Below are 23,002 nucleotides of genomic sequence, written 5' to 3'. Positions count from 1 at the left end.
GGGGGCCGCGTTCGGGCTGGCTTTCTCGTCGGCGTCAAGGTTTAGCGTCGGGGCATGCGGATCGGGGAGCTGGGGCGTCGGGCCGGGGTGAGCACGCGGGCACTGCGCCACTACGAGGAGCTGGGTCTGCTGCCCGCGCGGCGCCGGGCCAACGGCTACCGCGACTACGACGAGCGCGACCTGCGGGTGGTCGCCGAGATCCGGTCGCTGGTGGATCTCGGCTTCGCACTCGAGGAGACGCGCCCGTTCGTCGAGTGCCTGCGCGCCGGGCACTCCACGGGTGCGAGCTGCCCCGACTCCCGCGCCGTCCAGCGTCGCAAGGTCGCCGAGGTCGACGACTGGCTCACGCGGCTGCACGCCGTGCGCGACCAGCTCGTCGCCCAGCTCGGTGAGGCTCCCGAACCGCGCTGCGCCGTCACGCCCCACGACACCTGACTCCACCAGAAGGAGCTTCCATGATCGTCACCGTCACCGACGCCACGTTCGACGAGCTGGTGCTGCGCGCCGGGCTGCCCGTGCTGCTCGACTTCACCGCTGAGTGGTGCCCCCCGTGTCGGATGATCGAGCCGGTGCTGCACGAGATCGCCCACGAGCAGGAGGGTCGGCTGGTCGTCGCCCGGCTCGACGTCGACGCCAACCCCGCAACGGCTCGTGACGCGGGCGTCCTCGGCATGCCGACGCTCAACCTCTACGTCGGCGGCCGGGTCGTCACGCAGGTGGTGGGGGCGAGGCCGAAGGCGGCGCTCATGCGCGCGATCGAGGACCACCTGCCGGCCGGGGTGCTCAGCGCCTGACGGACGCGGCCCGGCCGAGGTGCTCCAGCACGGCGGCCGCGAGGTCGGGCGCGGACCGCCTGCCGTCGAGGAGCGCCGTGCCGGTGGGCAGGCGGTCCGTCGTCGCCCGGCACCGCTCGATCTGGGCCACGCACCAGGCCCGGACGCCGGCGTCGCGCTCGGGATCGTCCGGCGTCATCGTGCGGCCCTCGATCCGCTGGACCAGGACGTCCCGTGGGACGTCGAGGTAGAAGTGCCGCAGCGTGATCCCCGCCTCGCCGAGGGCCGCGACGATCTCGTCGAGGTAGGTGGCGTCCACCAGCGTCATCGGCACGAGCAGCGGGCGGCGGTACTCCTCGACCAGCCCGACGGCCATGGCGGCGACCTGCCGCCGCCACAGGGGGAGGTCCTGGAAGTTCCCGGTCGGGACGTCCACGATCTCGCGGAGCACGTAGCCGACCTGCTCGGGATCGAACACCAGCGTCTCGGGCCACCGCCGGTGCAGCTCGTGGACCAGTGTCGTTTTCCCGCTGCCGAACGCGCCGTTCACCCAGACGATCACGGGGGGACTCTCGCACGAGCGGGAAGTTGAAAGGATCATCGAACATATGTTCGACTGGGTGAGTGGGCTGGAACAACCCGGACGTCCCGTGGCGTGAGCTGGAGGCTGCGCTCGCGGGAAATGCGCGTGACGGTGGGAGCGTCTCCGGCGGGCCGGAGGTCGACGGCGGCGACAGCCCGGCGTGGTCGCGCAAGCGCGAGCCCTACATCCCGCCGGAGCTACCGGAGCCGCAGCACCGTGTCCCGTACGCCGAGCTGCACTGCCACTCCAACTTCAGCTTCCTCGACGGGGCGAGCCATCCCGAGGAGCTGGTCGAGCAGGCCGCGCGGCTGGGCCTCGACGCCATCGCGCTCACCGACCACGACGGCATGTACGGGGTGGTCCGGTTCGCCGAGGCGGCCGCCGAGCTGGGGGTGCGCACGGCCTTCGGCTCCGAGCTCTCCCTCGGTCTCACGGCCCCGCAGAACGGCGTGGCCGATCCGGAGGGCAGTCACCTGCTGCTGCTCGCCCGCCACCCCGACGGCTACCGCTCGTTGTGCCGCACCATCAGCACCGCCCAGCTGGCGGGCCAGGAGAAGGGGCGCCCGGTCTACGACCTCGACGAGGTCGTGGCCGACACCGCGGGGCAGGTGGTGGTGCTCACCGGCTGCCGCAAGGGCGCGGTGCGTCAGGCGTTGCGCACCGGTGGCCGGGACGCCGCCGGGAAGGAGCTGCGCCGTCTGGCGGAGCGGTTCGGGGCCGACCACGTGGTCGTCGAGCTCACCCACCAGGCGCTGCCCACCGACACCGAGCGCAACGACGTCCTCGCCGATCTCGCGCGTGACGCCGGCCTGCCCACCATCGCGTCCACGGCGGCCCACTACGCCACCCCGCACCGGTTCCCGCTGGCCACGGCGCTGGCGGCGGTGCGGGCCCGGCGCAGCCTCGACGACGCCGACGGCTGGCTTCCTCCTGCCGGCACCGCCCACCTGCGGTCGGGCGCGGAGATGGCCGCCCGGTTCGACCAGCGCTACCCGGGCGCCGTGGCGCGGGCGGCGGCACTGGGGGTGGAGTGTGCGTTCTCGATCGACCTGGTCGCACCCGACCTGCCGCCGTTCGACGTCCCACCGGGGCACACGGAGACGAGCTGGCTGCGGGAGCTGACCTTCCGCGGGGTCGCCCGCCGCTACGGCAGCCACGCCGAGTACCCGGAGGCCGTGGAGACGGTCGAGCGCGAGCTCGCGATCATCGAGGAGAAGAACTTCCCCGGCTACTTCCTGATCGTCCACGACATCGTCGAGTTCTGCCGCCGCACCGACATCCTCTGCCAGGGCCGCGGGTCGGCCGCCAACTCCGCGGTCTGCTTCGCGCTCGGCATCACCAACGTCGACGCCGTGGCGCACCGGCTGCTGTTCGAGCGGTTCCTGTCCCCGGCCCGGGACGGCTATCCGGACATCGACCTCGACATCGAGTCCGGCCGTCGCGAGGAGGTGATCCAGTACGTCTACCGCCGCCACGGCCGCGGGTGCGCCGCGCAGGTGGCCAACGTGATCACCTACCGGCCGCGCTCCGCCGTCCGCGACATGGCCAAGGCGCTGGGGTTCTCTCCCGGCCAGCAGGACGCCTGGAGCAAGCAGATCGAGCGCTGGCACGGCCCGGTCGGCGCCACGGCCACCGCTCCCGCCGGGATGCCCGACCGGGTCGTCGAGCTGGCCGACGAGCTGCTCGGCTTCCCGCGCCACCTCGGCATCCACTCCGGTGGCATGGTCATCTGCGACCGGCCCGTCTCCGAGGTGGTGCCCGTCGAGTGGGCGCGGATGGAGGGCCGCACCGTCGTCCAGTGGGACAAGGACGACTGCGCTGCCGCCGGCCTGGTCAAGTTCGACCTGCTCGGGCTGGGCATGCTCACCGCGCTGCACCTGATGATCGACCTGGTGGCCGAGCACCACGGCAAGCAGATCGAGCTGCACGAGCTGCAGCCCACCGATCCCGACGTGTACGCGATGCTGCAGCGGGCCGACTCGGTCGGGGTGTTCCAGGTGGAGTCACGCGCGCAGATGGCCACGCTGCCCCGGCTGAAGCCGCGCATCTTCTACGACCTGGTGGTCGAGGTGGCGCTGATCCGGCCCGGGCCGATCCAGGGCGGCTCCGTGCACCCCTACATCCAGCGGCGCAACGGCGCGGAGTGGAAGCACGACCACCTGTTGCTGGCCAACGCGCTGGACAAGACGCTCGGCGTGCCGCTGTTCCAGGAGCAGCTCATGCAGGTGGCCGTCGACGTCGCGGGTTTCAGCGCCGGTGATGCCGACGAGCTGCGACGCGCGATGGGCTCGAAGCGCTCGGAGGAGAAGATGGAGCGCCTGCGGGAGCGGTTCTTCGCCGGGATGGCGGCCAACGGCATCACCGGCGAGGTCGCCGACGGGATCTTCCGGAAGATGCTGGCGTTCGCCAACTTCGGGTTCCCGGAGAGCCACTCGATCAGCTTCGCCTCGCTCGTCTACTACAGCGCCTGGTTCAAGCACTACTACCCGGCGGCGTTCTGCGCGGCGCTGCTCAACTCGCAGCCGATGGGCTTCTACTCGCCCCAGTCGCTGGTGGCCGACGCGCGGCGGCACGGTGTGCTCACGCGAGGCCCGGACGTCAACCTGGGGCGGGCCGAGGCGGTGCTCCAGCCGGATGCGCTGAGCACGGGCGGGCAGGCGATCCGGCTGGGGCTGGCCGAGGTGCGGGGCGTCGGCCTGGAGGCTGCCGAGGAGATCGACGCGGAGCGGGAGCGGGGCGGCCCCTACCGCGACCTCGCCGACCTGGCCGGCCGGGTGCGGCTCACCGTGCCGCAGGCCGAGGCGCTCGCCACGGCGGGGGCGTTCGGGTGCTTCGGGGTGGACCGCCGCTCGGCGTTGTGGGCGGCGGGGGTGGTGGCCGCGGTGCGCCCCGAGCAGCTGCCCGGCACGGCCGTCGGGCTGGACGCGCCTGCGCTGCCCGGCCTCACCGGCGTCGAGCTCACCGCCGCGGACGTGTGGGCCACGGGCGTCTCCCCGGACAGCCACCCGATGCAACACCTGCGGGAGCGGCTCGACGCGCTGGGAGCGGTGCGGATCGACGGGCTCGACGCGGTCGGGCGCCACCTCGTGGCGGGCGACCCGGAGCAGACGCCGCCCCGGGTGCTGGTGGGCGGCCTCGTGACCCACCGGCAGCGGCCCGCCACCGCGCGCGGAGTCACGTTCGTCAACCTCGAGGACGAGAGCGGGATGCTCAACGTCACCTGCTCGGAGGGGCTGTGGGCGCGCTACCGCACGGTGGCGATGGGCAGCACGGCGTTGCTGGTCAGGGGGCGGCTGGAGCGCAGCCCGGAAGGCGTGCTCAACCTGATGGCCGACCGGTTGCAGCGGCTGGCGCTCACCGTGCCGGTGAAGTCCCGCGACTTCCGGTGACGGCCCGGCGGCTCAGACCGCTGCGGCCGTCGTGTCGGTGGAGGCTCGCCAGGTGGTGCTGCGGTAGTCGGCCCTGGCGAGGATCGCCTCCGCGTCGTCAACGGGCGGGTAGATCGCCACCGCGCTGATCAGGTGCTTGAGGTCCTTCGCGTCCTGCCCGGTCTTCCGGACCGTCCGTTCCCACCCGCTGGTGAGCACCGCCCCGGCGGCGCCGAGGTCGAGACAGGTCACGTAGGGCTCGGGCACGAAGGGGACCTGCGCCACGCCGAGGAGATCGGCGACGACGTTGTGCCCGGCGTACTTGCCGAGGGGCTGGGCGTGCTGGCTGCTCTGCAGGACGCAATGGCCCTCGTCCGCGAGCGCGGCGGAGGTGTCGCCGGCGGCGTAGACGTCGGGAGCTCCCAGGACGCGCAGGTGCTCGTCCACGTGCAGGCGCCCGAGCCGGTCGCGCTCGGCGGGGATGTCGGCCGTGAGCGGGCTGGCGGTCATGCCCGCCGTCCAGACGACGGTGCTCGCGGTGATCTCGCTCCCGTCGGAGAGCCGGACCCCGGCCGGGGTCGCGCTCTCCAGCGTCACGCCCAGGCGTTGCTCCACGCCGAGCTGGGCCAGTGCCTCCAGGATCAGCGGGCGGGGGCCGGCGCCGAGCTCGGGGCCGACGACGCTGGCCCGCTCCACCAGCACGACGCGGACCTGCTCGGCCGCCCCCACCGGCCCCGCGATGTCGCGGAGCCTGCCCACCAGCTCGGTGGCGACCTCGAGGCCGGCGAACCCCGCACCGACGACGACGGCGGTGAAGCGGCCGTCGCCGACCGCCTCCCCGGGCAGCCGGTGCAGGTGGCTGTGCAGCCGCGCCGCACCAGGCATCGTGTCGACGTCGAAGAGGTGCTCCGCGCCGGGCAGGTCAGGGCGGACCACCTGGCTGCCGGTCGCGAGCACGAGCCGGTCGTAGGTCAGCTCCGCCGTGCGTCCGTCCCGGCCGACGACGGTCACGCGGCGCGCGCCCGTGTCGATTCCGGTCGCCGTGGCGGCCACCCGCCCGACGCCGATCGGCCCGAGTATCCGGTCGAGCGGCACGCGCATCCGGTCCGGTTCGGACTGGTACATGCGTGGCCGGATCACGATGTCGTCACCGGCGGAGACGAGGGTGACGCGGAGGTCCGACGCGGACACTCCGGCGGCTCGACGGGCCCGCACCGCGCCGGCGGCGGCCCAGACACCTGCGAACCCGCCACCCAAAACCAGGATATCTGACATCCAGATTCACCTTCCTCGTCGACCACTTCGGTATCTCGGAACGGCTAGTCGCGCCCGTACGTGCGGCGGACCGCGGGCGCGACACCCGGCGCGCGTGTGTCGGCTTCCGCGCGGACGTCGGCGATGGTCTGCGCGGCGAGCGACCTGCGCCAGGCCAGCTCGGCCCGCTGCATGCCGGCGCTCACGGCGCAGGGGGACCGGAACGTGCCGGGCGGCAGCTTCTCGCCCATGCCGCGCCGCCGGATCTCCGTGCACTGGAACGCGTCGTCAGGGCCCTCGATGGCGGCCACCACGTCCATCAGCGTGATCGTGTCGGCCGGGCGCGCCATGCGGAACCCGCCCCGGGCGCCGGGCACAGACACGAGCAGGCCCGCTCGGACCAGGGCCTGGAGCTGCTTGTTCAGGTACGCGGGCGGCAGTTCGTAGTTGGTGGCCAGCTGCGCCGTCGGGACGGGCTCGTCGTCGTCGAGCCACGTCATCGTCAGCAGCGCGTGTACCGCCCACTCGACGCCCCGCCCCATCCGCATACCTGGATACTACGTATCCCGGTAGCGGCTACTGCTGGATCGGATCGCCCATGGGCATGGCGTCGCCGCCGAGTTCCTGCGTCATCGCGTCCACGAAGATGTAGGCGTAGATCGCGGAGAAGACGAACGTCGTGATGCCGCCGAGCGTGGCGAACAGCGCGTTGCCGTTCACCACGAAGCCGAGCACGAGCGCGAGCGTGGTGCACACCACCGCGAAGCCCGAGGTGAAGGCCAGAGGCAGCCGCAGAGTGGCCACGGTGAGCGTCGCGAAGACGATGAGCCACGACAGCACGAAGGTGGCTGCGACGTTCTGAAGCTGCTCCGTGCGCAGTGACGGCGTCGTGGAGATACCGAACCAGCCGTTGATCGCGCCCAGCAGCAGGAACCCGAAGCTCAGCCAGAACGCGGAGAACGTGCCGAAGATGCCGGCGAGAGCACCCTGCCCGACCCGCACCCCCCAGATGCACGCCACCAGCAGGAACAGGCCGGCCGAGACCGTGACCGTGGGGATCATGCCGCCCGGCAGGGTGGCGGTGTCGAGGTAGCCGACGAGCCAGAGGCCGAGGGTGACGCTCCCGGCAAGGAGGGCCGGCAGGCCGAGCAGAGCGGGGTTGCCGCCGGGGACGGTCGCGGCGGCGGGCGGCTCGTTCTGCGTCCGGGGCCGGACATCCCTCACACTCATCCACTCGCTCCTCGTTGAGGCGGCCGCCCCCGGCGTGATACGCCGGATGGGTCACATTGTGCGCCCGATCGACCCCGTTGCGACACCGCTACGAGGTCAATCAGCCCCTCATCGGGTGCTGTGGACGAGCCGGAGGAGCCCATCCGTGCCGGGGGAAGCTGCCCCCGGTCGACAACCGCGCCGCGGGTGTTACTCGGGGGCGACCTCGGCCATCTCGGACCAGGCCTCGCCGTCCAGATCCTGGTAGTTGATCCGGGGCTTCTCCGAGACCACCCGCGGCATCCAGGTGAAGAAGTTCTTGGCGTGGTCGGTGGCGACGTGCGCCGACCCCGCGTCGGAGTCGGCGAACACCTCGACGATCGCGAACTCGTTCGGGTCCTCGCCGTTCGCGAAGTAGTCGAACGAGACGTTGCCGGGCTCGCTCCGCACGTCGGCGGTGTACTGACTGATCCCGGCCAGCCACTCGTCGCGCTTCTCCGGGCGGATCTTGGCCCTCAGGACGATGAGAATCACGTGAACCTCCATGGGCGGGTGAGCGGTTGACCGGATGTCTTGCCGGATCGACGACCGGCAGTCTGCCATGTCCGGGGTCCTGAACGGACGGGCGACTCGCGCGCGGAAACCGGGCGACTCGCGGGGTGGGGGCGGGCGACTCGCGGGCTCGAACCGGGCGACTCGCGCGCGGAAACGGAGCGACTCGCGGGGCCGGGGGAGCGGGGTCGGGTGCGGGTGGTGCGGCGCGGGGCGGGGCGGGCGGGTGGGAGGGTGTCGGCGTGCACGACGACACCGAGCAGATCGATCTGGACCTGTCCGACGTGCGTGTGGGGGACGAGCCGTGGCGGCAGCGGCGGTTCGTCCGCTGCCGGTTCGTCGACGCGGACCTGCGCGGCCTGGTCACCGAGTCGTGCGTGTTCGAGGAGTGCGACTTCACCGGCGCCGACCTGGGCGACTCCGTCCACCGCGGCAGCGCGTTCCGCACCTGCATGATCCGGCGCGCCACCGTCGGGGGCTCCTCGTTCCGCGGCTGCTCGCTGCTGGGCACGTCGCTCATCGACTGCAGGCTGCGGCCGCTCGTGATCACCGACTGCGATCTGACCCTCGTCGCTCTCGGCCGGGCCGACCTGCGGAAGACGGACCTGTCGGGGCTGCGGATGCGGGAGGCGAACCTGGTGGAGACAGATCTGCGGGAGTGCGACCTGCGCGGCGCCGACCTCACCGGGGCCCGCCTGCTGCGCACCCGGTTCGAGGGTGCCGACCTGCGCGGTGCCCGCATCGGCGCCGACGGTCTCGTCCAGGCCCAGCTGCTCGGGGCCACGATCGACGCCGAGCAGGCCATCGCGTTCGCGGCGGCCCACGGACTCCGCATCTCCTGACGGGCTGCCGGTGGCATCGTCGGGCGAGACGCGTGAGGGAGGATGGTGGCGTGACGGCGACGCTGATGGACGGCAAGGCGACCCTGACCGAGCTACTGGGCGAGCTCGCGGGCCGCGTCGAGAAGCTCCGCGCCGACGGAGTGGTGCCGGGCCTGGGAACCGTGCTCGTCGGTGACGATCCGGGATCGCATTCCTACGTGCGCGGCAAGCACCGCGACTGCACGAAGGTCGGGATCACCTCGATCCAGCGCGAGCTGCCGGCGGACGCCACCCAGGCCGACGTCGAGCGGACGATCGACGAGCTCAACGCCGATCCGGCATGCACCGGCTTCATCGTGCAGTTGCCGCTCCCGAAGGGTCTCGACGCAGGCGCCGCGCTCGAGCGCATCGACCCGGCCAAGGACGCCGACGGCCTGGCGCCCGTCAGCCTCGGTCGCCTCGTGCTGGGCGAACCCGGTCCGCTGCCGTGCACGCCGCGCGGCATCGTCGAGCTCTGCCGCCGCTACGGCGTGGAGCTGAACGGGGCGCGGGTCACGGTCGTCGGCCGCGGGGTCACCGTCGGGCGGCCGCTCGGGCTGCTGCTCACCCGGCGCAGCGAGAACGCCACCGTGACGCTGTGCCACACCGGTACCCGTGACCTCGCTGCGGAGGTGCGCCGTGCTGACATCGTCGTGGCGGCGGCGGGTGTACAAGGGCTGATCACGGCCGACATGGTCCGGCCGGGCGCCACGGTGCTCGACGTCGGCGTCACCCGCACCGACTCCGGCCTCGTCGGCGACGTCGCTCCTGAGGTGGCGGAGGTGGCGGGCCTGCTCGCGCCGATGCCCGGTGGGGTCGGTCCGATGACGCGGGGGATGCTGTTGACGAACGTGGTGGAGGCAGCCGAACGGAGCTTGTCGAAGTGAGCATCAGCACCGAACGGAGCTTGTCGAAGTGAGCATCAGTACCGAACGGAGCTTGTCGAAGTGAGCTGTCATGCCCGACGGCCGGTCGGGGGCTGACATGGCCGGTCTCCGCACGCGGCTCCCGGTGTACGCCCCGGTGGTCCTGGTGATGCTCATCGCGGCCGCCGGCATGGTGCGGGTGCTCACGCAGCACTGGCGCGAGGGCGCCGTGCTGCTCGGCGGGGCCCTGATCGTGGCGGGGTTGCTGCGCATCCTGCTTCCCGTCGACCGCGTCGGCCTGCTGGCGATCCGCAGCCGCCCGGTCGACGTCCTCTGCTACGCCGCGTTCGGTGTGGTGATGACGGCGCTCGCGGTGACGATCACGCGCGGCTCCTTCGACTTCGGGTGAGGGCGGCTCGTCGCCGCGGCTCCGCTGGGGCACCGTGTGGTCATGGTCTCCCGACGGTTGCGGCCCCTGCGTCCCGATGAGCTCGACGCCGAGCAGCGCGCGTTCCTGACCGCGCTGGACGATCGGCCCCGGCCGGTGCAGCGCGCGGCGGACGGCAGCCTGGAAGGTCCGTTCGACGCGATGCTGCGCGCTCCCCGCAGCGGTGTGGCCCTGCAGGGTGTCGGCGCTGCACTGCGGTACCGGGGCGTCCTGTCGGACCGGGAGCGCGAGCTCGCGATCCTGCTGGTGGCCGCCCATCAGCGCGCCGGCTTCGAGTGGCACGCGCACGCCCCGCTGGCCAGGGCGGCGGGTCTGCCGGACGCGCTGCTGGAGTCGGTGCGCACCGGCGGTGCGGTCGAGCCGGAGGACGCCGGCGAGCGGGTGGTCTCCGTGGCCGTCACGCAGTTGCTCACCATCGGGGACGTCGACGACGACACGTGGGGCGCGGCCGTCGCCGCGCTCGGCGAGGCGGGTGCGGTGGAGCTGACCACGGTCGTCGGCTACTACTCCTTGCTCGCCCTGCAGATGCGGGTGCTCCGGGTGCCGCTCCCCGAGGGCGCCGCTCCCGTCGTCTTCGATGCATGACGGCATCGATCGTGGCGAGCGGGCGTCGATCACCGGACTTCGCGGCATGATCGGGGTATGAGCGACCGTTCGGGAGAGATCGTCGCAACGCTGGTCGATGCCTTCTCGGAGCTGATGACCGCGAACCCGGCGGCGTTCCGCACCAAGTTCCGCAAGATGGCGGCCGACCCGTTCGCGTTCTACCGGGGCAGCGCGTGCCTGTTCTACGCCGACGTCGCGCAGCGCGAGGACCCGTGGGCCGACGAGCGGACGAGCCGCGTGTGGATCCAGGGTGATCTGCACGCGGAGAACTTCGGCACGTACATGGACGGCGACGGGATGCTGATCTTCGACGTCAACGACTTCGACGAGGCCTACGTCGGGCACTTCACCTGGGACGTCACGCGCTTCGCCGCGAGCCTCGCGCTGCTGGGGTGGCGCAAGGCGATCTCGGACGACGACATCACGATGCTCGTGCAGCGGTACGCGCGGGCCTACCTCGACCAGGTGCGCTGGTTCGTCGACCGGGCCGATGACCGCAGCTTCTCGTTGCGGCTCGGCACCACCGACGGCGCGGTCCACCAGGTGCTGCAGCTGGCCAGGCTGCGCACGCGGGTGCGGCTGCTCGACGGGATCACCGAGACCGAGGGCTTCGACCGCGTGCTCCGGGAGGTACCCGGCCTGCGCAGGCTCGACGACGGGGAGCGCGCCGCCGTCACCGAGGCCGTGGAGCGCTACATCGAGACGATCCCGACGGCGAAGCGGTTCCGCGGGGTCACCTACGCCGTGAAGGACGTGGCCGGGCGCTCCGGGTTCGGCATCGGCAGCGCGGGACTGCCCGCGTACACGGTGCTGATCGAGGGCTACAACCAGGCACTGGACAACGACGTGGTGCTGTCGATGAAGCAGGGCAACGTCGCGGCGCCGTCGCGGGTGGTCACCGAGCCGGCGATCGCGGGAGCGTTCCAGCACCACGGGCACCGCACGGCGGTGTCCCAGCGTGCGCTGCAGGCGCACGCCGACGCGTTCCTGGGCTGGACCGACCTCGACGGGGTCGGGTTCGTGGTCGGCGAGGTGTCGCCGTACGAGGCCGACCTGGACTGGTCGGAGCTGACCGAGCCGTCGGAGATCGCGCCGGTGGTGGACTACCTGGGCCGGGCGACGGCGAAGGTGCACTGCGTGGCCGACTCCGACGCCGACCACTCGCTGGTGCCGTTCCAGACCGAGGACGCGATCATGCGGGCGGTCGCCGGGCGGGACGACGAGTTCGTGGCGTGGGTCGTGCGGTTCGCCCACGACTACGCGGCACAGGTGCGGGCCGACCACGCCCTGTTCGTCGAGGCGTTCCGCAGCGGTGCCATCCCCGGGGTCAGCAGCAGCACCTCCTGATCAGCGTGCGTAGAGCGTCCGGACCAGGTCCTCGATGGACGGCTCGACGACCGAGACGTCCCGCAGCTCCACCCGCTGCGCCACGGTCGCGATCAGCTCGGCGGCCGTGGTCGCTCCGGGTGAGAACTCCAGCCGCTGCCGCAACCCCTGGGCCTCCACCGCGACGTCCACCACGCCGGCCAGGCCGAGCAGCGGCGGTGCGGGCTCCGTGAGCTCGACGACGAGCACGCGGTTGCCCGCGAACCCCTGCCGCAGCGCGGCCAGCTCGTCGTCCACCAGCACGCGGCCCTGGTCGATCACCACCACGCGCCGGCACAGCCGCTCGACGTCGGGCAGGTCGTGCGTGGTGAGCAGCAGGGTGACCTCCCCGCGCGCGTTCACGTCCGACAGGAACGAGCGCAGCCGCTCCTTGCTGGTGAGGTCCAGGCCGATCGTCGGCTCGTCGAGCACGAGCAGCTCGGGGGAGTGCAGCAGGGCGGCGGTGACCTCCCCGCGCATCCGCTGACCCAGCGACAGCTGGCGCACCGGGGTGCGCAGGAAGTCGCCCATGTCGAGCAGCTCGACGCACTCGTCCAGGCGCTTCCGGCGCTGCGCCGGGGGGACGCGGTGGATCGCGGCGTGCAGGTCGAAGCTCTCCACCAGCGGCAGGTCCCACCACAGCTGGCTGCGCTGGCCGAACACCACACCGATGCGACGGGCCAGCTCGCGCCGCTCCCGCACCGGGTCGAGCCCGCACACGCTCGCCCGGCCCGCGGTGGGCACGAGCACCCCGGTCAGCATCTTGATCGTGGTGGACTTGCCGGCGCCGTTCGGCCCGAGGAACCCGACGGCCTCCCCGCGCTCGACGTCGAGCGTCACGTCCTCCACGGCCGTGACGCGGCGGCGCCGCAGCCGGGTGCCGACGAGGAAGTCCCGGCGCAGCCCGTCAGTCGTGATGATCATGATCCCGTTCCCTGGTAGTGCCGGACACCGGTGCGCCAGACGAGACCCGCCCCGACCACCGCGACCCCCGCCGCGAGCGGGGAGCTCCACCGCAGCGCCTCGGGCAGCCCGAGCGGGTCGGGGCGGCCCAGCAGCGCGAGGGCCGGGAAGTACGCCACGAATGCAGCAGGCACGGCGTAACACATGACCCGCCGCAGCCACGGGCCGTAGATCGTGATCGGGTACGAGGTGGAGAAGCCCGACCCGTAGGTCACGGAGTTCGCCACCTCACGGCCGTCGACCAGCCAGAACGAGACGGCGTTGGCCGCCACCCAGATCGCGGCGAGGATGACCGCCCCCACCAGCGGCGCGGTGACGGCGAGCAGCACGCGTCCCGGCGTCCAGTCGATGTCGAGCCTGATCAGCGACCACCCCAGCACCCCCAGCCCGAAGGCGACGCGCCCGAGCCGCTTGAGGGCGACGTCGGCCGACAGCAACTGCGGGAGCGTGCCGAGCGGACGCAGCAGCATCACGTCGAACTCGCCGGTGCGGATGTAGGTGGGCAGCTCCTCGACCTGGCCGACGGTGAGGTCGGCGATCCCGAACGCGGTGGCGGCCAGCCCGAAGATCAGCACGACCTCGGGCGCCGAGAACCCGCCGAGGGAGCTGACCTGGGTGAACACCACGAGGATCACGACGAGCTCGATGGCCTGCCCGATGAACTGCGCCACGACGTCGAGCACGAACGACCCGGGGTAGGCGAGCTGGCTGCGCACGCGCGACGCGACGATCCGCCGGTAGACGCCGCGGGCGTTCCCCCGTTGCAGCAAAGCCACGTTCATGCCATCTCGTTGCGTGAAAGTGGCTTTGCTGCAACGGCGGGGTGGGCCGCCAGGGCCGCGGTCAGCCACCCTGCACCACCAGGCGCCGGCTGCCTCTCGCCAGGACGGCGCGGCCGGCGAGGAGGAGCAGGGCGGCCCAGGCCAGCTGGGTGGCGAGCAGCCCGACGGGGTTGCCGCGCTCGGTGAACACGTCGATCGAGCTCTGGAACATCGACGGGAACGGCGTCCACCACAGCACCGCCTGTGCCCACGGCGGGAACCACGCCAGCGGCACCACCAGCCCGCTCAGCACCCCGCCTGCGACACCCCAGACGGCCAGCACGCCCCGGGCGTCCAGCAGCCAGAACGCGCTCGCGTTGAGCAGGAACCGGATGCCGAAGCTCACCACCACCGCGAGCGCGACGGAGACGGCGAACAGCAGCCAGGTCTCCGGCCGCTCGGGCCAGCGGAACGGGAACAGCAACGCCCCGACGGCGGCGGGCGGGAGCAGCCGCATCGCGACCGCATGGCAGGCGCGTCCGAGGTCGGTGGCGAGCATCGCGGACTGGAGGTCCCACGGCCGCCCGAGGTCGACGACGACGTCGCCGGTGCGGATCCGGCGGGCCAGTTCCTGGTCACCCCACAGCAGCACGACGTTGATCAGGCCCTGCCCGAGCCAGACGTACGTGACGGCCGTCGGCAGGTCGTAGCCGGCGACCGTGCCGCGTTCGGCCAGCACGGCGGTGAGCACGGCGGCCCGCAGGAGACCGAAGACGAGGTTGGTGGCGAGTCCGGCGAACGTGGCCTGGCGGTAGCTCGCGTAGCGCCGGTAGCCCGCGGCGAGGAGCTGGGGATAGGGCGCGAGCACGCCTGTCGACGCTACGGGCGGCCACAACCGGTTTTCACTCGCGCGGTGGCCGCCGGGGGCGCCGACCCGATTGCAGCAAAGCCACTTTCACGCAACGAGGTTGCATGAAAGTGGCTTTGCTGCAATCCGGGGGTGGTGCGGCGGCGGGCTAGAAGGCCGCGATCGCCTCGTTCAGGGTGGTGCTGGGGCGCATGATCTCGTCCGTCTTCGCCTTGTCGACGTAGTAGTAGCCGCCCAGGTCCACCGGCTTGCCCTGCACGGAGTTGAGCTCGTCGACGATCGTGGTCTCGTCGGCGGCCAGGCGCTCCGCCAGCGGGGCGAAGATCGTCGCCAGCTCCGGGTCGTCGGTCTGCTCGGCCAGTGCCTGGGCCCAGTACAGCGCGACGTAGAAGTGGCTGCCCCGGTTGTCCAGCTCACCGGCGCGGCGCGACGGCGACTTCCCGTTCTCCAGCAGCTTGCCGGTGGCGTCGTCGAGTGCCTTGCCGAGCAGTGCGGCGCGGGGGTTGTCGTCCTTATCGGCCAGGAACTCCAGCGAGACGGCCAGCGCGAGGAACTCGCCGAGGGAGTCCCAGCGCAGGTGGTTCTCGCGCACCAACTGCTGCACGTGCTTCGGTGCCGAGCCGCCCGCGCCGGTCTCGAACAGCCCGCCACCGTTCATCAGCGGGACGATCGAGAGCATCTTGGCGCTCGTGCCGAGCTCCATGATCGGGAACAGGTCGGTGAGGTAGTCGCGCAGCACGTTCCCGGTGACCGAGATCGTGTCCTCGCCGCGCTTCGTGCGCTCCAGCGTGTACCGCGTGGCCTCGGCGACGGGGAGGATCTCGATGGTCAGGCCGTCGGTGTCCTCGTCGGCCAGGTACGTGCGGACCTTGGCGATCACCTCGGCGTCGTGGCCGCGCGTCTCGTCCAGCCAGAACACGGCCGGCGAGCCGGTGGCGCGGGCTCGGGCGACGGCGAGCTGCACCCAGTTGCGGATCGGGGCGTCCTTGGTCTGGCAGGCGCGCCAGACGTCGCCCTCGGCGACCTCGTGCTCCAGCAGGGTGGTGCCGGCCGCGTCGACGAGCCGGACGGTGCCGGCCGCCGCGATCTCGAACGTCTTGTCGTGGCTGCCGTACTCCTCGGCCTTCTGCGCCATCAGGCCGACGTTCGGGACGGTGCCCATCGTGGTGGGGTCGAACGCGCCGTGCTCGCGGCAGAACGCGACGGTCTCGGCGTAGAGCGCGGCGTAGGACGAGTCCGGGATGACGAACTTGGCGTCCTGCAGATCACCCTTGGCGTTCCACATCTGCCCGGAGGAGCGGATGGCGGCCGGCATCGACGCGTCGATGATGACGTCGCTGGGGACGTGCAGGTTGGTGATGCCGCGGTCGGAGTCGACCATCGCCAGCGCGGGACCGCTGTCGTAGGAGGCGGTGATCGCCTTCTCGATGGCCTCGCGCTTCTCGGCCGGCAGCTTCTCGAGGGCGGTGAGCACGCTCGCGAGACCGTCGTCGGGGTCGGCACCGACCGACGCGAGGTCCTCGCCGTACCGCGCGAACACGTCGGCGAAGTACGTCTCGACGGCGTGGCCGAACAGGATCGGGTCGGAGACCTTCATCATCGTGGCCTTGAGGTGCACCGAGAACAGCACGCCCTTGGCCTTGGCGTCGGCGATCTGCTCGGCGAGGAAGGCCGTGAGCGCGTTCCTGCGCGTCACCGCGGCGTCGACGATCTCCCCGGCCAGCACCGGGAACGCGGGCTTGAGCACGGTGACCGTGCCGTCCGCCGCCACGTGCTCGATGCGCAGCTCGGTGGGCTCGTCGAGGGTGAGCGACACCTCGGAGTGGCGGAAGTCGCCGTCGCCCATGGTGGCGACGTGCGACGCCGACTCGCCCGACCACTCGCCCATGGAGTGCGGGTGCTTGCGGGCGAAGTTCTTGACCGACGCGGGGGCGCGGCGGTCGGAGTTGCCCTCACGCAGGACGGGGTTGACCGCGCTGCCCTTGACCGTGTCGTACGACGCGCGCGCCGCCTTCTCGGCGTCGGACCGCGGGTCCTCCGGGTAGTCCGGGATGTCGTAGCCCGCGCCCTGCAGCTCCTTGATCGCCGCCTTCAGCTGGGGGATCGAGGCGCTGATGTTGGGCAGCTTGATGATGTTGGCTTCTGGCGTCTTCGCCAGGTCGCCGAGCTCGGCGAGCGAGTCGGGCACCCGCTGCGCGTCGGTCAGCCGATCCGGGAACTGCGCCAGGATGCGGGCGGCGAGGGAGATGTCACGCGTCTCGACGTCCACCCCCGCCTTGCCGGCGAACGCCTCGATGATCGGCAGGAACGAGTGCGTGGCGAGCGCAGGCGCCTCGTCCGTGTATGTGTAGATGACCTTCATCGTTGCTTCGGGCCTGCCTCGGGACTGGTCGGACCTGGACGGCGGAGCGCGATGCTCCTTTCCCGACACGCTATCCCCTGTTCCGGACGCCTGTTGGATCGAGTCGCGCACACGACGATCAGACCGGACGACGTCACATCCGGCGAAGATCGTCGGTGGGATCCGGGTGGTCGTTCCGCTACCGTTGGTGCACACCACCGTCCCCCGGGAGACATGGCCGTGGCAAGGTTCAAGGTTCCGAAGCTCGAGAAGAAGACGTTCCGCGGCTGGACGTTCGTGGTGTTCGCCGGCGTGGTCCTCGCGCTCGTGGCCATCATCGACCGGGGCGGCCTCGACGAGCTGCGCACGGGCGCCGACGGGTCCACCGGCTGCCAGCTGGAGGTGGCAGCCGACGAGCTGAACGTGCGCACCGAGCCCAGCGCGGACTCCACGCTCGTCCAGACGCTCGTCCGCGGTGACCGCGTCGACGGCACCCGGATCATCACCGACGGGTTCCGTCAGCTCGAGGGCAACCGGTGGGCGGCGAGCCAGTTCCTGACCCCGTTGCCGGGGACGAACTGCGCCTGAGGGACGCTGCGGGCGTGCGCACCGTCAGCTCGGTCAACGTCAACGGGGTACGGGCGGCCGCCGCGAAGGGCTTGCTCCGGTGGCTGGCCGGCACGTCGGCCGACGTCGTCTGCCTCCAGGAGACCCGCGCGCAGCTCGACGAGGTGCCGCCCGCGATGCTCGACGGCTGGCACCTCGCCTACGCCCCCTGCGAGAGCGCCCGCGGCCGCAACGGGGTCGCGGTGCTCACCCGCGAGCCGCCCGACGCCGCCCGGGTGGGCATCGGCGCCGCCGAGTTCGACGGGTCCGGTCGTTATCTGGAGGTCGACCTGCCCGGCGTCACGATCGCGTCGCTGTACCTGCCCAACGGCACCGTCGGCACGCCGCGGCAGGAGGAGAAGGACCGCTTCCTCGCCCTGTTCGCCCCGTACCTCGCCGAGCGGCGCGAGAAGGCGGCCGCCGAGGACCGCGAGGTGCTGGTCTGCGGCGACTGGAACATCGCGCCCGCCGAGGCCGACATCCGCAACTGGCGAGGCAACGTCAAGAACTCCGGGTTCCTGCCCCACGAGCGGGAGTGGATGGCGGCCCTGTTCGACGGCGGATGGACGGACGTCGTGCGTGCGCTGCACCCGGGCGTCGACGGGCCGTACTCGTGGTGGTCCTACCGGGGCCGCGCCTTCGACAACGACGCGGGTTGGCGTATCGACCACCACGTCGTGACGCCCGGGCTGGCCGCCCGTGCCGTCTCCGCGGTGGTGGAGCGGGCCCCGAGCCATGGCGAGCGTTGGTCGGACCACGCCCCCGTCACCGTGGTGTACGGGTCATGACCCCGGTCAGCCCGACGCGCCTGATCGGCGGTCGCTACGTGGTGCTGGGCGAGCTGGGTCGCGGCGGCATGGGGATCGTGTGGCGTGCCGAGGACCGGGTGATGGGCCGGCAGGTGGCGGTGAAGGAGCTGCACCTGCCCGAGGGGCTCGGCATGCAGGAGCGGCGCTCGTTCCGCGAGCGGCTGCTCCGGGAGGCGCGCACGGCCGGGCGGCTCAACGACCCCGGCATCGTCACCGTCTACGACGTGGTCACCGACGACGGCGTCGACCACATCGTCATGGAACTGGTGGAGGCCCCCACCCTCGCCGAGGTCGTGGCCCGGCAGGGGCCGCTCGACGAGCGCACGGCCACCGCCGTCGCCCAGCAGTTGCTGAGCGCGTTGCGGGCCGCCCACGACAACGGCGTGGTGCACCGCGACGTCAAGCCCAGCAACGTCATGCTCGGCCCGAACGGCCGCGTGCGGCTGGCCGACTTCGGGATCGCCCAGGCCGTCGACGACCCGGGGCTGACCACCACGGGCTCGCTCATCGGGTCGCCCGGCTACATGTCACCGGAGCGGCTGGAGGGGGCGCAGGCCACCCCGGCCACCGACCTCTGGGCGGCCGGAGCGACGCTGTTCCACGGCCTGCACGGCGTCGGCCCGTTCGCCCGCGAGACGGCGGCGGCCACGATCTCCGCCGTGCTGCACGCCGACGTGCCGACCGCCCGCACCCGCGGGCCGCTCGGAGCGGTCATCGCGGGGCTGCTGCAGCGGTCCCCGCAGGCCCGGCTCACCGGCATGCAGGCTGCGGCCCTGCTCGCCTCGACGGGGTCGGAGACCACCCCGCTGTTCGGCGGCCCACCGACCGCCCAGCTCACGCCCGCCACCGCGTCCCGCCGGTGGGGGTGGCCCGTGGCGGCGCTGGTGCTGGGCCTGGTGCTGGGTCTGGTGGGCGGGTTCGCACTGGCCGCGGCGGGCGTCTTCGCCCCGGCCGGCCCCGCCGTCACCGCAATGACCTACGGCCAGGGCGGGGACGTGCCGGTGTTCGGGTCCATGTCCCGGGCCTGCCTGCAGGGGCAGCTGGCGCCGGGCCGGGCGTTCCCGATCGGCTCCACGGTGAGCTGCGACGGCCCGCACGATCTCGAGATCTTCCAGACCTTCGACCCGTTCGGCACCCAGCGCGAGCTGCCCTACCCCGGGCGCGACCAGCTCGCAGGCTATGCGGGGCAGGCCTGCTCGCTGGTCTTCGACTCGACGCTGGTCGCCGGGGTGGACAAGGACCGGCTCGAGGTCGCCACCCTCGTGCCGTCGCAGGCGTCGTTCGAGACCAGGGCCGACACCTCCTCCAGCTTCACGGGCCGGGACGTCATCTGCCTGCTGCGCGCGTCCGACGGCCGTCAGCTCACCGGCACCCGGATCGCGGAGAACCCCGGCTGAGGAGCCCCTCCCGAGCCCGTCCCCGGGTTGCAGCAAAGCCACTTTGACGCAACCTCGTGGCATGAAAGTGGCTTTGCTGCAATGGGGTCGCTCCCTCGCCACCCGGCGTGGTGGGATCCTCGGCCATGAGCACTGCCACCCACCGCAACATCGACCTCGTGGTGACCGCCCTCGCCGCGGGCGGCGCCGACGCGTCTCGGATCGCCCGGATGCGGGTGCTGCCGGACGCCGTCACCACCGCCGCGGCCGCCGCGGCGGCGCTGGGCGTCGAGGTGGGGCAGATCGCCAACTCCCTGGTCTTCGAGATGTCCGGCGGCGTCCCGCTGCTCGTGCTCACCTCCGGCGCGCACCGGGTTGACACGGCCAAGGTCGCGGCGCTCCTCGGGGTGGAGCGGGTGCGCCGGGCGTCGCCGGAGTTCGTGCGTGAGGCCACCGGGCAGCCCATCGGCGGCGTGGCGCCGGTCGGGCATCCCGCACCGCTGCGCACGCTCGTCGACCGGGATCTGGAGAGCTTCGACGAGGTCTGGGCGGCAGGCGGCATCCCGCACGCGGTGTTCCCCAGCACCTACGCCGAACTGGTGGCCGTCACCGGCGGAGAGCCGGCGGACGTCGCGTAGGCGGGCTGCCGGGGCGCCGGTTCCACCCCGGTCCACGGGTGTCATGGCGTGAGCAGCTGCTCGCTCAGCTCCCACAACCGCCGCGCCGACGTGGGGTCGACGGCGTAGGGCATGACGCCTGAGGTGGGGCCGATGCCGCGACGGGTGACCGCCGCGGGGTCGGCCAGCGGCGCGATGTCGTTGTTCATCAGGAACACCCCGCCGATGCCGGCGAGCAGCGGACTGGCCGCTGCGAACACGGTCGTGCTCGCGCCCTGCTGCGGCGTCTTCTGGTCACGGTCGGGGTCGATGACGGGCCGACCGGAGTCGTCGATGAGACCGATCGATCGCCGTTCGTCGCCCAGCCATGGCGCCAGGTTCGTGGTGACGATCTGGCCCGGGTGCACCGAGTAGCCCCGGATGCCGTCCCCGGCCCATCGACGGTCCAGCTCGACGGCGAACAGGACGTTGGCGGTCTTGGACCGGCCGTAGGCCAGCATGCCGTCGTACCCGGTGTCGAAGTGGGGATCGTCCCACCGGATGTCGGTCAGGCGATGGCCTCCGGACGACACCGAGACCACCCGAGCACCGGCGGCGGCGCGCAGTGCGGGCAGCAGGGCGTTGGTCAGCTGGAAGTGGCCGAGATGGTTGGTCGCGAACAGCGACTCGTAGCCGCGGGCGTCCCGCACCAGTTCGCGGCTCATGATGCCCGCGTTGTTGATCAGGGCGTGGAGCGGGCGGCCGGAGCGGAGGTACCGGGCGGCGAAGGTGTCGATCGACGTGGGGTCCATGAGGTCCAGCCGGCCGATCTCGACGCGCTCGATCCCGGTCAGCGCGGCGGCGGCGCGTTCCGGGTCGCGTGCACCGACGGTGATGGATGCGCCGGCCTTGCTGAGAGCACGGGTGGTTTCCAGGCCGAGCCCGGCGTGGCCGCCGGTGACGACGACGTCGGTGCCGGACAGGTCGATGCCCTGGAGAACGTCGTCGGCCGTCGATGCCGCGGTGAAGCCGGATCCCATGGTGTTCTGCTTCTGGGTCATGCCACCACGGTGCGCGCCGCCGATCGAACTCTGAATAATCGACGATCCGTATTTCTTGCGCGATAGTACGGGGATGGTCGGCGATCACCTGTCTGACGTGTTCGACCTCGTCGAGGTCCGCGGAGTGGTGTCGGGCGGGTTCGCGGCGCAGGGCCGCTGGGTGTCGCGTTCCACCATCGAGGACCCGCTGAAGCTCTTCGCGATGGTGCGCGGCCGGGCTCGGCTGACCACCGATGGCCTCGACGGTCCGATCGAGCTCGAGGAGGGCGACGTCGCCATCCTGAACAACCGGTCGTGGCTGGAGCTCGAGGGCGGCACCGGCGAGGGACGGCCCCGCGAGATCGCCGTCCCGGCAGGCGATCCTTCCGTACGCCTCGACGGGGCGGCCGACGGCGCAGCCGACGTCGTCATCGGCGGGCACGTCGACCTCAACGCGGCAGGTCGGGCACTGCTGCTCCAGGCGCTCCCGCCGGTGGGGCACGTCCGGGCGTCGGCCGCCTCGGCGACCACACTGCGCGCCAACCTCGACAGGGTGTTCGACGAGGCCACCGGTGACCGGGTCGGCTCGGCGTTCGCGATCCGGCAGTACGGCCAGCTCCTGCTGCTCGACGTGCTGCGGGCCTACGTCGACCAGGCAGAGCTGCCTCCGGGATGGTTGCGGGTGCTGACCGACGGACGGTTGCGTCCGGCTCTCACCCTCCTGCACGCCGAACCCGGAAAGCCGTGGCGGCTGGAGGAGTTGGCGCGTGCCGCGGCGATGTCACGGACGTCGTTCGCCGAGCGCTTCCGGACCATGGCGGGCGTCCCGCCGCTGACCTATCTTCACCGCTGGCGGATGCTGCTGGCCCAGCGCGCTCTCCGGGGTGGTGACGTCCGCGTCGGATCACTGGCGTTCGAACTGGGGTACGCATCGGAGAGTGCGTTCAGCACCGCCTTCAAACGGGAGGTGGGGGAATCACCGCTGCGCTACCGCCACCGGGCGCGCGAAGAGTTGTCGGCCCGCGCCGCGCCACCCACGTTGCTTCATCCGCCGAGGTGAAGCGCTTCTCGGATGAAGACCTTCAGGTAGTTGGGGGTGCCCTGGGTGGTGGTCACCTCGATGCAGGCGCGTGGGTGCCGGTCGTCGACGGCTTCGCGGAGAAGCAGATCGGCCAGGTCGGCGCGGGAGGTGAACATCCCGGTCACCCGGTGCGGAGCGACCATGACGCCGTAGTCGCTGACGGCGGCGCTGTCGAACAGCCCGGAGGGGCGCACGATCGTCCAATCGAGATCGGTGGCGCGGACGATCTGCTCCATGCGGCGTACGTCCTCGTAGACGGAACGTCCCATGCTGAGCAGGACCGGCCCGACGACCCTGCGGAAGAGGAACGTCATCTCCGGCGGTATGTCGGTGTGCACGCCGATGGAGCTGACGCAGACCAGCCGGCGCAAGCCGTGGCGGCTCATCGCTTCCGCGATGTTGCGGGTGCCGTGGGAGAAGGTCGTGACCGGCTCCTTGGTGTACGGGACGCCGAGTGTCGAGATCACCCGGTCCTGGCCCGCCACCGCTCGGTCGACCGCGGCCGGGTCGAGAGCGTCGGCGCCGGCCACCCGTAGCTGCGGGGCCGTCAGCGGGAACGCGTCGGGCCGTCGGGTCACTGCTGTCACCGTGTGTCCCTCGTCGAGGGCCTGCCGGGTGAGCAGCCGTCCGGTGGGGCCGTTCGCCCCGAACACCACCAGCTTCACGTGCTTCTCCTT

24 protein-coding genes and 1 pseudogene are annotated in these 23,002 nt (G+C 72.0%); 14 read left to right on the top strand and 11 right to left on the bottom strand.

Translation table 11 applies throughout. The annotated features are described in order from the left end of the window. The first annotated feature begins 54 nt into the window (after window positions 1–54). Both AC5L35_RS15765 and AC5L35_RS15760 read left to right on the top strand, forming a co-directional pair. Window positions 55–435 carry a MerR family transcriptional regulator gene (locus tag AC5L35_RS15765; RefSeq protein WP_495060366.1) on the top strand — a complete coding sequence of 127 codons (381 nt, stop codon included), beginning with the start codon at window positions 55–57 and terminating at the stop codon, window positions 433–435. Between the two features lie 20 nt (window positions 436–455). After that, window positions 456–794, top strand: a complete 339-nt coding sequence (locus AC5L35_RS15760; protein ID WP_495060365.1) for a thioredoxin family protein — start codon at window positions 456–458, stop codon at window positions 792–794. On the opposite strand, the gene AC5L35_RS15755 is transcribed toward AC5L35_RS15760, so the two are convergent. Then, window positions 784–1,335: an AAA family ATPase gene (locus AC5L35_RS15755; RefSeq protein ID WP_495060364.1), complete on the bottom strand. Its 552-nt coding sequence runs from the start codon at window positions 1,333–1,335 to the stop codon at window positions 784–786. The genes AC5L35_RS15760 and AC5L35_RS15755 overlap by 11 nt on opposite strands. Window positions 1,336–1,397: 62 nt before the next feature. On the opposite strand from AC5L35_RS15755, the gene AC5L35_RS15750 reads away from it, so the two are divergent. Beyond that, window positions 1,398–4,745, top strand: coding sequence for an error-prone DNA polymerase (locus AC5L35_RS15750; RefSeq protein ID WP_495060363.1), 3,348 nt, complete (start codon window positions 1,398–1,400; stop codon window positions 4,743–4,745). A 12-nt stretch (window positions 4,746–4,757) separates the two neighbouring features. Here AC5L35_RS15750 and AC5L35_RS15745 read toward each other — a convergent pair whose 3' ends face one another. The 4 genes from AC5L35_RS15745 to AC5L35_RS15730 form a co-directional block, all read right to left on the bottom strand. Continuing rightward, window positions 4,758–5,999, bottom strand: coding sequence for an NAD(P)/FAD-dependent oxidoreductase (locus AC5L35_RS15745; protein WP_495060362.1), 1,242 nt, complete (start codon window positions 5,997–5,999; stop codon window positions 4,758–4,760). A 44-nt stretch (window positions 6,000–6,043) separates the two neighbouring features. Next, window positions 6,044–6,526: an RrF2 family transcriptional regulator gene (locus AC5L35_RS15740; RefSeq protein WP_495060361.1), complete on the bottom strand. Its 483-nt coding sequence runs from the start codon at window positions 6,524–6,526 to the stop codon at window positions 6,044–6,046. Between the two features lie 28 nt (window positions 6,527–6,554). Then, window positions 6,555–7,208 (bottom strand): GPR1/FUN34/YaaH family transporter, encoded by a 654-nt coding sequence (locus AC5L35_RS15735; RefSeq protein WP_495060360.1) that lies wholly within the window; start codon window positions 7,206–7,208, stop codon window positions 6,555–6,557. A 189-nt stretch (window positions 7,209–7,397) separates the two neighbouring features. Further along, window positions 7,398–7,721: a putative quinol monooxygenase gene (locus AC5L35_RS15730; protein ID WP_495060359.1), complete on the bottom strand. Its 324-nt coding sequence runs from the start codon at window positions 7,719–7,721 to the stop codon at window positions 7,398–7,400. 125 nt (window positions 7,722–7,846) lie between these two features. Between AC5L35_RS15730 and AC5L35_RS15725 the strand changes: the two are divergent. The 6 genes and pseudogenes from AC5L35_RS15725 to AC5L35_RS15700 form a co-directional block, all read left to right on the top strand. Beyond that, a pseudogene (locus tag AC5L35_RS15725) lies at window positions 7,847–8,143 on the top strand (hypothetical protein); the annotation flags it as partial. A gap of 156 nt (window positions 8,144–8,299) precedes the next feature. Then, window positions 8,300–8,581 (top strand): pentapeptide repeat-containing protein, encoded by a 282-nt coding sequence (locus AC5L35_RS15720; protein WP_495060407.1) that lies wholly within the window; start codon window positions 8,300–8,302, stop codon window positions 8,579–8,581. Between the two features lie 50 nt (window positions 8,582–8,631). Further along, a complete protein-coding gene (locus AC5L35_RS15715; protein WP_495060406.1) occupies window positions 8,632–9,486 on the top strand; it encodes a bifunctional methylenetetrahydrofolate dehydrogenase/methenyltetrahydrofolate cyclohydrolase in 855 nt (284 codons plus the stop codon). A gap of 70 nt (window positions 9,487–9,556) precedes the next feature. Then, the gene (locus AC5L35_RS15710; RefSeq protein ID WP_495060358.1) at window positions 9,557–9,874 is read left to right on the top strand and encodes a DUF3017 domain-containing protein; all 318 of its coding nucleotides are present in this window, start codon (window positions 9,557–9,559) and stop codon (window positions 9,872–9,874) included. A gap of 42 nt (window positions 9,875–9,916) precedes the next feature. Then, the gene (locus tag AC5L35_RS15705; RefSeq protein ID WP_495060357.1) at window positions 9,917–10,498 is read left to right on the top strand and encodes a carboxymuconolactone decarboxylase family protein; all 582 of its coding nucleotides are present in this window, start codon (window positions 9,917–9,919) and stop codon (window positions 10,496–10,498) included. A 57-nt stretch (window positions 10,499–10,555) separates the two neighbouring features. Next, entirely contained in the window at window positions 10,556–11,866 is a 1,311-nt protein-coding gene (locus tag AC5L35_RS15700) for a DUF2252 domain-containing protein (protein WP_495060356.1), read from the top strand. On the opposite strand, the gene AC5L35_RS15695 is transcribed toward AC5L35_RS15700, so the two are convergent. The 4 genes from AC5L35_RS15695 to AC5L35_RS15680 all read right to left on the bottom strand — a co-directional run bounded on the left by AC5L35_RS15695 (window position 11,867) and on the right by AC5L35_RS15680 (window position 16,838). After that, the gene (locus tag AC5L35_RS15695; RefSeq protein ID WP_495060355.1) at window positions 11,867–12,808 is read right to left on the bottom strand and encodes an ABC transporter ATP-binding protein; all 942 of its coding nucleotides are present in this window, start codon (window positions 12,806–12,808) and stop codon (window positions 11,867–11,869) included. Next, window positions 12,805–13,629 carry an ABC transporter permease gene (locus tag AC5L35_RS15690; RefSeq protein ID WP_495060354.1) on the bottom strand — a complete coding sequence of 275 codons (825 nt, stop codon included), beginning with the start codon at window positions 13,627–13,629 and terminating at the stop codon, window positions 12,805–12,807. The genes AC5L35_RS15695 and AC5L35_RS15690 overlap by 4 nt, the downstream gene beginning before the upstream one ends. A gap of 61 nt (window positions 13,630–13,690) precedes the next feature. Continuing rightward, the gene (locus AC5L35_RS15685) at window positions 13,691–14,476 is read right to left on the bottom strand and encodes an ABC transporter permease (RefSeq protein ID WP_495060353.1); all 786 of its coding nucleotides are present in this window, start codon (window positions 14,474–14,476) and stop codon (window positions 13,691–13,693) included. A gap of 148 nt (window positions 14,477–14,624) precedes the next feature. After that, entirely contained in the window at window positions 14,625–16,838 is a 2,214-nt protein-coding gene (locus AC5L35_RS15680; protein ID WP_495060352.1) for an NADP-dependent isocitrate dehydrogenase, read from the bottom strand. Between the two features lie 219 nt (window positions 16,839–17,057). On the opposite strand from AC5L35_RS15680, the gene AC5L35_RS15675 reads away from it, so the two are divergent. From AC5L35_RS15675 to AC5L35_RS15660, 4 genes are all read left to right on the top strand, one after another. Next, complete coding sequence (locus AC5L35_RS15675) at window positions 17,058–17,405, top strand: SH3 domain-containing protein (protein ID WP_495060351.1); 348 nt, start codon at window positions 17,058–17,060, stop codon at window positions 17,403–17,405. 14 nt (window positions 17,406–17,419) lie between these two features. Then, the gene (locus AC5L35_RS15670; RefSeq protein WP_495060350.1) at window positions 17,420–18,211 is read left to right on the top strand and encodes an exodeoxyribonuclease III; all 792 of its coding nucleotides are present in this window, start codon (window positions 17,420–17,422) and stop codon (window positions 18,209–18,211) included. Beyond that, on the top strand, window positions 18,208–19,629 hold the full coding sequence (locus AC5L35_RS15665) for a serine/threonine-protein kinase (RefSeq protein ID WP_495060349.1): 1,422 nt from the start codon (window positions 18,208–18,210) through the stop codon (window positions 19,627–19,629). The genes AC5L35_RS15670 and AC5L35_RS15665 overlap by 4 nt, the downstream gene beginning before the upstream one ends. 125 nt (window positions 19,630–19,754) lie before the next feature. Next, window positions 19,755–20,246, top strand: coding sequence for a YbaK/EbsC family protein (locus AC5L35_RS15660; protein ID WP_495060348.1), 492 nt, complete (start codon window positions 19,755–19,757; stop codon window positions 20,244–20,246). Window positions 20,247–20,287: 41 nt separating this feature from the next. Here AC5L35_RS15660 and AC5L35_RS15655 read toward each other — a convergent pair whose 3' ends face one another. After that, window positions 20,288–21,265, bottom strand: a complete 978-nt coding sequence (locus AC5L35_RS15655) for an SDR family NAD(P)-dependent oxidoreductase (protein WP_495060347.1) — start codon at window positions 21,263–21,265, stop codon at window positions 20,288–20,290. Between the two features lie 73 nt (window positions 21,266–21,338). On the opposite strand from AC5L35_RS15655, the gene AC5L35_RS15650 reads away from it, so the two are divergent. Beyond that, window positions 21,339–22,304, top strand: a complete 966-nt coding sequence (locus AC5L35_RS15650) for an AraC family transcriptional regulator (RefSeq protein WP_495060346.1) — start codon at window positions 21,339–21,341, stop codon at window positions 22,302–22,304. Here the strand turns inward: AC5L35_RS15650 and AC5L35_RS15645 are convergent. Beyond that, complete coding sequence (locus AC5L35_RS15645) at window positions 22,289–22,990, bottom strand: NAD(P)-dependent oxidoreductase (RefSeq protein WP_495060345.1); 702 nt, start codon at window positions 22,988–22,990, stop codon at window positions 22,289–22,291. The two genes, AC5L35_RS15650 and AC5L35_RS15645, sit on opposite strands and share 16 nt — an antisense overlap. Window positions 22,991–23,002 lie beyond the last annotated feature (12 nt).

It is taken from the genome of Pseudonocardia sp. OZ21, assembly GCF_059359135.1.
Note: the sequence above shows the minus strand (reverse complement) of the source record. Positions and strands in the feature narration are given on the sequence as shown.

Coding starts and splice junctions, on each gene's coding strand:
- AC5L35_RS15660 (WP_495060348.1), top strand. CDS start 19,755: ATGAGCACTGCCACCCACCGCAACATCGACCTCGTGGTGACCGCCCTC.
- AC5L35_RS15690 (WP_495060354.1), bottom strand. CDS start 13,629: ATGAACGTGGCTTTGCTGCAACGGGGGAACGCCCGCGGCGTCTACCGG.
- AC5L35_RS15760 (WP_495060365.1), top strand. CDS start 456: ATGATCGTCACCGTCACCGACGCCACGTTCGACGAGCTGGTGCTGCGC.
- AC5L35_RS15740 (WP_495060361.1), bottom strand. CDS start 6,526: ATGCGGATGGGGCGGGGCGTCGAGTGGGCGGTACACGCGCTGCTGACG.
- AC5L35_RS15665 (WP_495060349.1), top strand. CDS start 18,208: ATGACCCCGGTCAGCCCGACGCGCCTGATCGGCGGTCGCTACGTGGTG.
- AC5L35_RS15745 (WP_495060362.1), bottom strand. CDS start 5,999: ATGTCAGATATCCTGGTTTTGGGTGGCGGGTTCGCAGGTGTCTGGGCC.
- AC5L35_RS15695 (WP_495060355.1), bottom strand. CDS start 12,808: ATGATCATCACGACTGACGGGCTGCGCCGGGACTTCCTCGTCGGCACC.
- AC5L35_RS15680 (WP_495060352.1), bottom strand. CDS start 16,838: ATGAAGGTCATCTACACATACACGGACGAGGCGCCTGCGCTCGCCACG.
- AC5L35_RS15655 (WP_495060347.1), bottom strand. CDS start 21,265: ATGACCCAGAAGCAGAACACCATGGGATCCGGCTTCACCGCGGCATCG.
- AC5L35_RS15735 (WP_495060360.1), bottom strand. CDS start 7,208: ATGAGTGTGAGGGATGTCCGGCCCCGGACGCAGAACGAGCCGCCCGCC.
- AC5L35_RS15765 (WP_495060366.1), top strand. CDS start 55: ATGCGGATCGGGGAGCTGGGGCGTCGGGCCGGGGTGAGCACGCGGGCA.
- AC5L35_RS15705 (WP_495060357.1), top strand. CDS start 9,917: ATGGTCTCCCGACGGTTGCGGCCCCTGCGTCCCGATGAGCTCGACGCC.
- AC5L35_RS15700 (WP_495060356.1), top strand. CDS start 10,556: ATGAGCGACCGTTCGGGAGAGATCGTCGCAACGCTGGTCGATGCCTTC.
- AC5L35_RS15650 (WP_495060346.1), top strand. CDS start 21,339: ATGGTCGGCGATCACCTGTCTGACGTGTTCGACCTCGTCGAGGTCCGC.
- AC5L35_RS15710 (WP_495060358.1), top strand. CDS start 9,557: ATGCCCGACGGCCGGTCGGGGGCTGACATGGCCGGTCTCCGCACGCGG.